This is a genomic window from Holdemania sp. 1001095H_141210_F2 (assembly GCF_015558105.1).
Classification (GTDB): Bacteria; Bacillota_I; Bacilli_A; order Erysipelotrichales; family Erysipelotrichaceae; genus Holdemania.
On the sequence record NZ_JADNPO010000003.1, the window covers coordinates 114086 to 126044 of the forward strand.

10 protein-coding genes are annotated in these 11959 nt (G+C 51.6%); 7 read left to right on the plus strand and 3 right to left on the minus strand.

Features of this window, described 5'->3' with window-relative positions; translation table 11 throughout:
* Nucleotides 1-23: 23 nt before the first annotated feature.
* On the minus strand, nt 24-1385 hold the full coding sequence (locus I2G61_RS03070) for a sodium:alanine symporter family protein (RefSeq protein WP_072682867.1): 1362 nt from the start codon (nt 1383-1385) through the stop codon (nt 24-26).
* A gap of 226 nt (nt 1386-1611) precedes the next feature.
* On the opposite strand from I2G61_RS03070, the gene I2G61_RS03075 reads away from it, so the two are divergent.
* The 7 genes from I2G61_RS03075 to I2G61_RS03105 all read left to right on the plus strand — a co-directional run bounded on the left by I2G61_RS03075 (nt 1612) and on the right by I2G61_RS03105 (nt 9143).
* Nucleotides 1612-2742, plus strand: coding sequence for an alkaline phosphatase family protein (locus tag I2G61_RS03075; protein WP_195547888.1), 1131 nt, complete (start codon nt 1612-1614; stop codon nt 2740-2742).
* On the plus strand, nt 2729-3589 hold the full coding sequence (locus tag I2G61_RS03080) for a nucleoside phosphorylase (protein ID WP_072682866.1): 861 nt from the start codon (nt 2729-2731) through the stop codon (nt 3587-3589). Before I2G61_RS03075 ends, I2G61_RS03080 begins: the two co-directional genes overlap by 14 nt.
* 96 nt (nt 3590-3685) lie before the next feature.
* On the plus strand, nt 3686-4000 hold the full coding sequence (gene rhaM, locus I2G61_RS03085) for an L-rhamnose mutarotase (RefSeq protein WP_072682865.1): 315 nt from the start codon (nt 3686-3688) through the stop codon (nt 3998-4000).
* Between the two features lie 79 nt (nt 4001-4079).
* On the plus strand, nt 4080-5348 hold the full coding sequence (locus I2G61_RS03090; RefSeq protein ID WP_072682864.1) for an L-rhamnose isomerase: 1269 nt from the start codon (nt 4080-4082) through the stop codon (nt 5346-5348).
* Nucleotides 5345-6175 carry a rhamnulose-1-phosphate aldolase gene (rhaD, locus tag I2G61_RS03095; protein ID WP_072682863.1) on the plus strand — a complete coding sequence of 277 codons (831 nt, stop codon included), beginning with the start codon at nt 5345-5347 and terminating at the stop codon, nt 6173-6175. The genes I2G61_RS03090 and rhaD overlap by 4 nt, the downstream gene beginning before the upstream one ends.
* 1110 nt (nt 6176-7285) lie before the next feature.
* Entirely contained in the window at nt 7286-8698 is a 1413-nt protein-coding gene (locus I2G61_RS03100; RefSeq protein WP_072682861.1) for an ATP-binding protein, read from the plus strand.
* A 208-nt stretch (nt 8699-8906) separates the two neighbouring features.
* A complete protein-coding gene (locus I2G61_RS03105) occupies nt 8907-9143 on the plus strand; it encodes a hypothetical protein (RefSeq protein ID WP_139248513.1) in 237 nt (78 codons plus the stop codon).
* A 233-nt stretch (nt 9144-9376) separates the two neighbouring features.
* Here I2G61_RS03105 and I2G61_RS03110 read toward each other — a convergent pair whose 3' ends face one another.
* Nucleotides 9377-10150: a response regulator gene (locus I2G61_RS03110; RefSeq protein WP_072682859.1), complete on the minus strand. Its 774-nt coding sequence runs from the start codon at nt 10148-10150 to the stop codon at nt 9377-9379.
* On the minus strand, nt 10128-11837 hold the full coding sequence (locus I2G61_RS03115; protein ID WP_072682858.1) for a sensor histidine kinase: 1710 nt from the start codon (nt 11835-11837) through the stop codon (nt 10128-10130). The genes I2G61_RS03110 and I2G61_RS03115 overlap by 23 nt, the downstream gene beginning before the upstream one ends.
* Nucleotides 11838-11959: the final 122 nt, after the last annotated feature.

The following is an 11959-nucleotide window of genomic DNA, read 5'->3' on the forward strand; positions in this document are numbered from 1 at the left end:
GGTTTAATTGTGTCTTGTTCAGATCATTCCATATCCGGATCGGTTTCGTCCAAATGGCCTTCATCCAGATAATACCGCGTATCTTTGACGATGACCTGGGTCAGAAGCAGCACCGCGATCAGATTCGGAATCGCCATCAGGCCATTCAGTGTGTCCGCGATCGTCCACACCAGATCAAGCTTCATCGTGCAGCCCAGATACAGCACGACGATCCACAAAACACGGTACGGCTTCAGGATCTTCTTGCCGAACAAATACTCCATGCACCGTTCGCCATAATAACTCCATCCCAGAATCGTCGAGTAGGCGAACGTCAGGATGCCGAAGATCAACAGCGGCGTGCCGATGACGGGAATCTGCGCGAAGCACAGCGTCGTCAGTTCGCCGCCCTCCAGGCCGATCGTGGAGATCGCCGGGTTGGCGAGGATGCTGGAAACGAGCACCAGGCCGGTGATCAGGCAGACGACGACAGTGTCCCAGAACGTGCCGGTCGAGGAGATCAATGCCTGACGGACCGGATTGCGCGACTGGGCTGCGGCGGCGACGATCGGCGCCGACCCCATCCCGGATTCATTGGAGAACAAACCGCGTGCGCAGCCATACCGGCAGGCCGTCATGATCGTGCTGCCGATAAACCCGCCGGCCATCGCCCGGGGCGTAAATGCCGCCTGCAGAATCAGCTCGATCGCCGGAAGCAGATACGCCCTGTTATAATACAGAATGTAGAAGCAGCCCAGCGTATAAAATAACGACATGAACGGAACCAGCTTCTCGCACACGTTGGCGATCGACTTGACGCCGCCGAAGATGACTAAGAACGTCACGGCCGCCAGCACCAGACCGACCAGCGAAGCGTTGAAATGAAAATTGGTAACCAGCGCGTCGGCAATCGCATTGGACTGTACGCTGCAGCCGATGCCAAACGCCGCCAGCCCGGTTAACAGCGCGAACGCCACGCCCAGCTTGGGATGGCCGATTTTTTCCAGCACGACCATCGCGCCGCCCAGATAGGTGCCGTCTTCCGTTTTGCGGCGGTATTTGACGGCGATCAGACTTTCCGCATACTTGGTGGCGATGCCGAACAACCCGGTCAGCCATGTCCACAGCACTGCGCCCGGCCCGCCGGAAACGATTGCGGTCGCCACGCCGATGATGTTGCCGGTGCCGATCGTGGACGCCAGCGCTGTCGTCAGCGCCGCGAATGGACTGATATCCCCCTCGGTTTTATCCGGCGTGACCGATAATTTGATTCCCTTGAAGACCCAGCGCTGCACGCCGCGGGTGCGGACGGTCATCCACAGATGCGTGCCCAAAAGCAGAAGAATCAACGGCGGCCCCCATAGTACCGCGTTGAACTGACTGAAAATCTCATTTAATAATTCCATAATTCTAATCCCTCACCGATCTATTTTACCTCGGCGCAGGGGAATCGAAAAGTAAAAGTTATCGGGAACAGATAATTTTCATCGCAAAACCTTTGTTCTTTCCCTTGGGATTGAGTAAAATGAAGATCAGAGAAGCCGGTTGAGATTGCGGCGGCAGAGTTTTTAAGTTCTGTTCGCCAAGCGCAAAACGGCGGCTTGCATTTGAGAAAAAAGGAGGTTTAAGTCTATGGAATTGATAAAACCTGATTACCGCAAAGGAATCTTGAGCGTGATCAACGCCTGGCGGCAGCAGCTTGGATTGAGCGTCCATCACCCGGCGGATCCGCAGGTGAGCGCCTGGCTGGCTGACCATCAGTGGAATCAGATCGTCGTGCTGTTGATCGACGGGATGGGCTCCCGGCTGTTGGAAGCCAAACTGGAAAAGGACAGCTTTCTGCGGACGCATCAGCTCAAGGAAGTGACGACGGTCTATCCTTCAACCACCTCGGCCGCGACGACCAGCGTGCTCAGCGGGAAATCCCCGGCGGAAAACGGCTGGATCGGCTGGCATCAATATTTTAAGGAACTGGATGATTCCTTGATTCTGTTCATGAACCGCAGCTATTACGGAGAGCGAAGCTATCCTGATTACTCGTATACGCATATCCCGTTTCTGAATCAGAAGGAAGAGCTGATCCGGCAGGGGAAAACGGCGCTGGAGCTGTATCCCGCTTTCCGCGAAGGCGGGGCGCATAGCTTCGATGAATTGTGCGATCAAATCGCCGCGCACAGCCAGGCTCAGGACGCGCAGTTCATCTATGCCTATTGGGATCATTTCGATTCCCTGATGCATGTGAAAGGTCCCTCGGATCCGGCGTGTACGGAGGAATTGAAGCAGATCGACGCGCGCTGCCGCAGGTTGGCCAGCGAGCTGGATCCGCGGACGGGCCTGATCATCATCGCTGATCATGGACAGGTCGACGTCGACAACATCAATCTGAAAGAGGATCCTGAGCTGCTGGACTGTCTGCGCTTTGGCCCGACGGTGGAGCCGCGCGGCACAGCGTTCTTTGTGAAGGATGGACGGCTGGCGGAGTTCAGGGAAAAGTTTGAACGGAAATATGGCGACCGGTTCGTATTGAAACCCTCGCAAACCTGGCTGGACGAAGGACTGTTCGGTCCGGGTCCGATCCATCCGCGGACGCGGGAATTCCTCGGCGATGTTTTCGCGGTTGCGATCGGTTCCAGCTGCCTTGGTCTGTGGGAAAACGGGAAGCCGCCGTTTAAGGGTCAGCACGCGGGACTGGGTGTGGAGGAAATGATGATTCCGGTGATTCTGGCCGCGCGGGAATCGGAGGATCCAGATGCGTTGGTTTGATCCGGAAGACCGCAGCGAAGCGGTGATCACGGCCCAGCGGCATGTGAAAAGCAGTCACGGTACCTCAGCGCCGCCAGTTCTGCCGGAGGTGTGCGTGTTGTTTGAAATGGGGCGGGCGCTCGATCAGCTACGTCAGGATTACCCCTGTGAGGTGATCAGCGAACATCTGCCCTGTTTTCTGGATAATCCGCCGTGTCTGAGATTGCGGGATGCTCCGCATGTTTGCTTTACGAAAGGCGGCTATGGCGCGCCTGCGGCGGTTGATACGCTGGAAACTGTGCTGGCGCTGGGCGTAAAGAAGGTGATCGTCGCCGGCTTGTGCGGTGTTTTCGATCCCCGGGCGCAGGTGGGGGACGTTCTGATTCCGGCGCGGATTTACAGTGAGGAAGGCACGTCCAGACATTATGCTGAAAACTGTGAATGGGCGGAGGCCGATCCTGCGCTGCGCGCTTTTCTGAATCAGGCGATGGCGAAGACGCTGCCGGTCAAGTCTCTGGATACCGTGACCACCGACGCAGTCTATCGTCAGACGATGAACAAGGAAGCGGCCTGGCGTGCGCTGGGCTGCGTCGGGGTCGACATGGAAACCGCCGCCCTGCTTCAGGTCTGCGCGGTTTACGGCATCCCGGCTGCGGCGATGTTGTTGGCGTCGGACGGTCATCCGCTGCCTGAGACCAACGCCGGCTGGCGCTGGGGCAGCGTGAACTTCGCCGAGGTCAGAAAACGCTACATCAATCAGGTCATTCAAGCCGGCATGCGGTTGGCTGAAGAATGCTGGACTGAGGAATTAACGGAAATTCCTGTCCTGTCAATACTGTGCTTCTTATCGCTTCGCTGCTTTTCCTGAAAAAACAGCGAAGCTTTTTACTTTTCCCGCTTGATTTCTGCTATACTGAAACTGGAAAAGAAAGCGGAGAAAGAGGCGCGGAAAGGGGCAGTCAAAATGATTCGCAAAGCGTTTAAAATGAAGTTGTACCCCGGCAAGGAAGCAGAATACAAACGGCGGCATGATCAGCTGTGGCCGCAGATGAAGCAGATGATCCACGACTACGGCGGGCATGAATATTCGATCTTTCTCGATCCCAAAACGCTGACGTTGTTCGCGGTGTTAGAGATTGAGGACGAGGAGCGCTGGGCGGCTTCGGAGCAAACGGAAATCTGCCAGAAGTGGTGGGATTCGATGGCGGAGCTGATGGAAACCAACCCGGACAACAGCCCGGTCAGCGTGGACTTAATCCCGGTGTTCTATTTGAAATAACAGGAATAAGGAGAGGATCAGATCATGACGCAACGTCCTGATGGCAGATCTCGATATTCTTCATAAGGAGGGAAAAAACATGACGGTTTCATCAGAAAAATTCCGGCTGGCCGCTGCGGATTATGCGCTTCTGGGAGTTGACGTGGAAGCGGCGCTGAACACGCTCGCCGGAATTCCCATCTCGATTCATTGTTGGCAAGGCGACGACGTGATCGGCTTCGACGGGGCCGGGGCGGTCTCCGGCGGCATTCAGGCGACCGGCAATTATCCCGGCCGCGCGCGGAATTTCACGCAGCTGAAGCAGGATATTGAAACGGCGCTGCACTTGCTCCCTGGAAAGCACCGGCTGAATCTGCATGCCAGCTATGCCGTGTTTGAGCCAGGACAAAAGGTAGACCGCGATCAGCTGAAGCCGGAGCATTTCCAGCCGTGGATCGCTTTCGCAAAGGAAAACGGACTGGGGCTGGACTTCAATCCGACGCTGTTTGGACATCCGCTGGCGGAGGCTGCGACCCTTTCCAGCGAAGATGAAGCAATCCGGCAGTTCTGGATCCGCCATTGTCAAACCTGCATCAAAATCGCTGAAGCTTCCGCGGATCAACTGGAAGACACAAGTCTGGTCAACATCTGGATTCCCGACGGATTAAAGGATATTCCAGCTGACCGGACTTCTCCGCGCGCCCGATTAAAAGCTTCGCTCGATCAGATTCTGACGTTGGATTATGACCGCTCGAAGGTGAAGATCGCCGTGGAATCGAAGGTATTCGGCATCGGGATCGAAAGCTACACCGTCGGCTCGCACGAATTTTACATGAATTATGCCGCACAGAATCAGCTGCTTTGTCTGTTGGATTCAGGGCATTACCATCCGACGGAAATGATCAGCGATAAAATTTCGTCGATGTTGTTGTTCAGCGACGAGCTGGCGCTGCACATCAGCCGGCCGGTGCGCTGGGACAGCGATCACGTCGTGCTGTACGACGATGAAACGCGGCAGATTGCTCAGGAAATCATCCGCAATGACGTTCGCCGGATCCGCATCGCAACCGATTATTTTGACGCCAGCATCAACCGGATCGCGGCGTGGGCAATCGGCGTGCGCAGTGTCCGCAAAGCGCTGCTCAACGCCCTGTTAACGCCGCAGGCAACGCTGGCTGAGCTGCAAAGACAGCGCCGTTTCACCGAACTGATGGCGCTGCAGGAACAGCTGAAAATGGCGCCGCTGGGGGCGGTTTGGGAGACTTTCTGTCAACGTCAGGGCGTACCGGGCGAGCAGGAATGGCTGAGAGTCGTACAGGACTATGAACGTCGTGTTCTGGCAAAACGGGAGGAAGAGGAACAAGGATGAAATGTTTGGAAACACCCTGGATGCAGGGAATGATTCGGATGTGCGGCGACGGCTTCCGGCAAGGATGGCACGAGCGCAACGGCGGCAATCTGTCGTACCGCATCCCGCAGACCGAGCTTGAGACGATTCACAATCAGCTGGATTTTGGCCAGCCCTGGCAGCCGATCACGGCCAAGGTGCCGGGGTTGGCCGGCGAGTTCTTCGCCGTGACGGGAAGCGGCAAATATATGCGCAACGTCGAGCTGAATCCGGCCGCCAATCTGGCGATCATCGAGATCAGCGCCGACGGCACGCAGTACCGGATTGTCTGGGGCTTGACCGAAGGCGGAAGACCGACCAGCGAGCTGCCGACGCATCTTATGAATCATGAGGTGAAAAAACGCGTCACGCAGGGGAAGCACCGTGTGATCTATCATGCCCATCCAGCCAACCTGATCGCCCTGACGTTTATCCTGCCTTTGGAACCTGCGGTCTTTACGCGGGAGCTGTGGGAAATGGCGACGGAATGTCCGGTCGTGTTTCCAGAGGGGGTCGGCGTGGTGAAATGGATGGTGCCGGGCGGCCGGGCGATCGCCGAGGTGACGAGTGTGCAGATGGAACAGGTGAACGCCGTCGTCTGGGCGCATCATGGATTGTTCTGTTCAGGAACAGATTTTGATGAAACGTTTGGCTTGATGCACACGATTGAGAAGTCTGCCGAGATTTTGATCAAGGTGCTTTCCGTGACTCCGCATAAGCGGCAGACGATCACAACGGAGGATTTCATTGCGCTGGCCGAGGATTTTCACGTCACGCTGAACCCTCAGGCGCTGCATCGAAACGACTGACTGAAAGATAAAAAAACCGAAGTATTAGAATTTTGGTCAAAAATAAAAAAGAAACAGTCGCTATTTTTTTACAGTCATATCTACCCTGCAACAAGCGCCGGCTTTCTTTCTGAAAATGATGAAGGGGTTAAAAATATTGAAGCAGTAGACTACCATTTCTGGATAATGCACGTTTGCTGAAGACAGAAGATATGATGCCTGTGTATACTATAATTATTTTTTCCTTTCCAAAAAAGCAGCGCTGATTTCATTGTTCGATTAAAGGAAAACAGAAGCCTTCTATTCAAAAAAGTTAAGAATATAGGGCAAATCGCAAAAAGCAGAAAAAGAAAGATAAGAATGAATATGTTCTTCCGAGAGCTGAACAGAAAAATCTATATCTCTGCTACTCGAGTAGAATTGCCCAGCCACTCCGGCTAATGTTTAACCTTAATCATCGTCTAGGGGATAAGCGAAGAAAAGCCAATGATGTTGCTTACAAATAAAAGGGTAAAAGGCAAAGACGATGTTATCTAAATTGTGAGAGACTACATGAGCTGCTGGCAAATTGAGGAGAATTTCAAATTCAAGAAACAACAGTATGGATTTGAAGGAGTGAGAGTCAGGACATGAAAAGCATTAAATAATCTGAATACGATGCTGATGGTTAGATAGGATATATCGGATTATTGGCTGAAAAAATAGATAAGAAATTATTGATAATCAAAATCATAGAAAGAAGCCGTTCCATAAAAAGTAATGCCTATTTCTGGTTCTACCAAATCAATAAAGGGAAAAAGAGTATATTGAGTTATGTACATACGGGGATAAAGAAATTTCAATTCATAGATTATCACAAAGATTTCGAGCAGCTAACGTTGAAGTTATAAGTAAAAATAAGAATATGAAATTTTTACTTTGACAAAGGATGGTTTTCTTATACTTAAAAGTGAAAATCTTTGGCAGAAGCAATAAATTTAGTGACTGGATACAAAGCGAGCTTTAAATTACGTCTGAAAAAATAGAGAAACACCGAAACTCAAAACCTTCCTAAATTGAAATATCCTGAAAAATTGGATATAATATCGCTTACTACTCATTGTCCAATCGCCCCGTGTAAAGGAGGCTTTTATGATAGAGAAACATATTGCTGAAGCAACTGAATGTGATTTCAAGGTTGCGTTGGAAATGAAGAAACCAAAAAGCTGGCTAAAAAGCGTCAGTGCATTTGCAAATAGCATCGGCGGTACGCTGTTCTTTGGTGTTGCCGATGACCGAAGCATTTATGGTCTTGAGAATGTTCAGACCGATGCCGAAACCATTAGCCGCCTGATTAAAGAGCGCATCACTCCGCTGCCGCAATTTGTACTTACACCGATGCAGGAAGATGGCAAAAACATTCTGGAGCTTACTGTAGCTGCCGGTCGTTCTACGCCTTACTATTACAAAGCAGACGGCATTATGGAAGCTTATATTCGTGTAGGAAACGAAAGCATTGCTGCCCCGGATTATGTGGTAAATGAGTTGATTTTGAAAGGCACAAATCGTTCCTTTGATGCGCTGGCTACCGATGCGAAAAAATCAGATTACAGCTTTACACTTTTGGAAGCCACCTATCTGGAACGGACAGGGCTTCACTTTGAGCCATCTGATTACATTTCCTTTGGTTTGGCAGATAAGAACGGTTTTTTGACAAATGCGGGAAAACTGCTTGCCGACCAGCATATCGTGTACAATTCCAGAGTGTTCTGCACTCATTGGAATGGACTTGAAAAAGGTTCCATCTATGATGATGCGTTGGATGATAAAGAGTTTGAGGGCAACCTGATTTATCTACTGCAAAATGGCGGCGATTTCGTCCGCAATAACTCCAAAGTACGATTTGCAAAGGAAGCACACTACCGGGTAGATAAGCCTGACTATGCAGACAGGGCAGTGACTGAAGCCTTGGTAAACGCCCTGATCCACCGGGACTACATCATCCTTGGCAGTGAAATACACATTGATATGTATGCTGACCGTCTGGAAATTCAATCGCCGGGTGGAATGTTTGAAGGAAAACCAATTCAGGAATATGACATTAATGCTATCGGTTCGGTGCGCCGCAACCCAATCATCGCCGACCTGTTCCACCGCATGAAATTCATGGAACGCCGTGGCAGCGGATTGAAAAAGATATTGAATGAAACAGCAAAGCTCCCAGGATATTCTGAACAGCTGAAGCCAGAGTTCTACTCTACGCCAACTGACTTTCGGGTGGTTTTGAAAAATGTGAATTACAACTTGTTGGCAACCCCACAAGATAACCAACAAGTCACCCCACAAGATAACCAACGAGTTAGCACAGAAGAAAAGATAATGATGTACTGTAAAGAGCCGCATAGCCGTAAAGAAATTGCTTTGCATTGTGGATATAAGGATGTCCGTTATTTTTCTTCCAGCTATTTGCATCCGCTTATGGCACAGGGAAAATTGCTAATGACTATTCCAGATAAACCGAACAGTAGAAATCAAAAATATATCGCAGCAACAAAAACTAAGTAATATAAAAATGCAGAGCGCTATCTAAAAGGTTCTTAATCGAATTTGGGTAAAGATAAAAAGGCAAGGTAGGATAAAGCTTCATTTAACGCTTTATCCAGCCTTTTTCTTTGTATGGACATTCTATGCCTACCCGAAACCAAGTAAGAATCGCATAAGAATGGTTATTATTTTTCAAAGGATTTTTTTGAAAAAACAGGGTGAAAGAATAATGCGGAATTTTGAAGAAGAAATCAGTAAACTGTTTTTGTGGTATAAAACAGAAGTGGAGAAATTGTTTGAGAAATATAAAGAAAGTATGCACGGTTTGGATGGCTGCTCGGATGAATATCGCTTTGAGCTTAAAGCGCTGCAAAATCAACTGGATAAAGAAGAATACATACAACTAAAAAACATGATAAGTAGCGCGAGCAATCGCGCTTTTATCATGTCCTTGTGTAATGTGTAAAAAGGCAGACGGTCAAGTGAAGCAACGCGTGAGAAAATAACAAGAGGGGCGCAGGATAAGAAAGGATTTAGAAGATTCAGGTTTCGTTTCGGATCTGATCGACAAGATCATCTATACCTGTAATCATAATTTCCCGGGGATCAAAAATGGCAAGACAACAGAAACATCCGCAGCGCTGATCCTGAAGTCACTGTGCTTTGTGATGCACGGAGAAAATACGCGCTTTTTCAAGATCATTCATAATTGGAATCCTCTGATATTTGTTTTTCTTCCTTCATCATCTGGCGGCATTGCTGGGGACTGAGACCGAAGCGGTTTTTGAATACCCGGCAGAAATAATGCTGCGACGTGAAGCCGCACTGTTCGGCGATTTCCCACATCAGATACGGCTCTGGACTTAGCAGCATCGTCCGCGCCTTCGTCAGCCGTTTTTCGTTGATCAGTTCGCTGAACGTACAGTTGACTTCTTCTTTGATGATCCGCGACAGATAGGAAGCGGAAACGTGAAATTGTTCAGAGAGCTGATTGAGCGAAAACTCGCTGTCCGTCGCCCGGCGATCAATTTCCTGCAGCACCTGTGTGATCATCCGGCGGTCCTGATGCTGCGGGACCACGATCCGGGAGGTTGTGATCTCCTGCTGGAGCATCGCCGCGCAGCGATCCAGCACGGCGCTGAGCTGTTCCTCGGTGACCGGCTTCAACAAGTAATCGACGACATGGTAGCGGCACGCTTTCTGCGCGTATTCAAAGTCGCTGTAGCCGGAGATGATCACAAACCGCAGCCGCGGATCCTCATGGTAGCGCTCAATGACTTCCAGTCCGCTGACTAACGGCATGTTGATATCCATGAAGACGATCGACGGCCGCAGCTGTTCGATCATCGCACACGCTTCCTCTCCCTGGGCCGCGGCGCCCACCACTTCCATATCCTTTCGGCAGTGGCCGATCATCCTGGTCAAGCCCCGCCGGGTCATCGCTTCATCGTCACAAATTAATACTTTCCACATCATGATCCTCCTCAATTGCCGGAATCCGCACTGTAACCACCGTGCCCTGTCCGCTCGCGCTGTCCAGCGTCAGTCCGTAGTCCTTGCCATAGGTTAAACGAATCCGCTGGTGGACGTTGACCAGGCCGAAGCCCAGACTGCTTTTTCCCGTGTCGAACGCCCGGCGCAGCTGGCCGAGCGTTTCGGAGTCCATTCCCACACCGTTGTCGCTGACCTTAATTTCCACGTCCGCACCGCGGCGGCGCGCCTGAATCGACAGCGTACACGGATGCGGGCACGGTTTGATGCCATGCGCAACCGCGTTTTCCGCCAGCGGCTGCAGCAGCAGCTTCAGCATTAACAACGATTGCGTTTCAGGCGAAGCTTCAATCGTGAAATCAAACTGATCCGCAAACCGCATTTTCTGTATTTCCAGATAATACCGGACGTGATCCAGCTCGCGCGGCAGGGGGATGAACTCGTCGCCGCGGCTCAGGGAAATCCGGTAAAAGCTGGATAACGTGCTGATCAGCTGAAGCATGTCTTCGTCGTTGTGATCGTAAGCCATCCAGTGCAGCATATCGAGCGTGTTGTAGAGAAAGTGCGGGTTGATCTGAGCTTGCAAGATCCGCAGCTCGGCCCGCCGTTTTGCTTTTTCCTGATCGATCAGCTGGTTCATCAGCCGCTGGATCTGGGCCGTCAGCTTGTTGAAGGAACGGGCCAGCGTTGCGATTTCATCACCGCCCCGTTCTTCTGCCCGGATGCTCAGATCGCCGGTTCCGGCCTGGTCCATGGTGGCGCACAGCTGAGCCAGCGGCCGGCTGATCGTGCGGGAAAGCAGGATCGCCGCGAAGATCGTCACGCCTAACAAGACGATCCATACCATCGCCAGCGTTCCCAATAAAGAATAGGTGTTCTGCATCAAGACGGAACGCGGCACCTGCGTACATAAAAACCAATCCTCCGTCATCGGGATCGGCGTAAAGTAGAAAAACGAACTGCCGTCCGAGACATAACGGGTGGATGTCGGCGGATCCACTTTCAGATGCTCGGCGAACTGCGCCAGCTTCGCGCTGCTCAGCGCTTCCGGCAGCACGGTGTAGTTGCGTCCCTCGCTGTCCATAATCCACGATATCCCGTTATAGAAATCAATCCCCTGCGCCAGCTCCGTCAGCCGGTTGAGCGCGATCGCACCGTTGATAAAACCATACGGCACACCGTCTTTGCGCAGCGGATAACAGATCAGGGCGATCGGGGCGTTGTCGGTCTTGGAAGTGACCGGTTCGCTCAGAATAAATGGTTCATCACCGGTCATTGCACGTTCAAAATAATCGCGACCGGATACGTCGATCGTCTTATCCTGGGCCACCCAGCCGATCCCATCGCGCATGCCGATGGCGAAGGTGCCCCATTGATTGCCATAGCGCTGCCCGACGTCGGCGTTGAGCGTTTCGACAAACGGCCGGATGCGGTCAAAATCCATCGACTGCACCGCCGGGCTGAGCGCGATGATTTCCAGTTCACTGACGCGCTGGGCCAGCCAGTCGCCGGCTTCGCGGGCTTTGGCGTCGAACAGCTGGACGCTGGTGGAGGAGACCAGCTGTTGATTGGCGTGGGAAACGGTCAGGTATACAAGGCTCATCAAAACCGCAAAGGCGGCGGTGATCAGCGCGCTGAATGTCACGATCATTCGGGTTTTAAATTTCATGGGGATCACCTCAGGTTGATAAAGTACAAATTTTCGAAAATTTGTGCAAATACAAACAAGTCCTGCCGGGCTATAATGCTAATGTAATCACAAATAAGTGATGTTGTCAAAGGGAGGAAAAA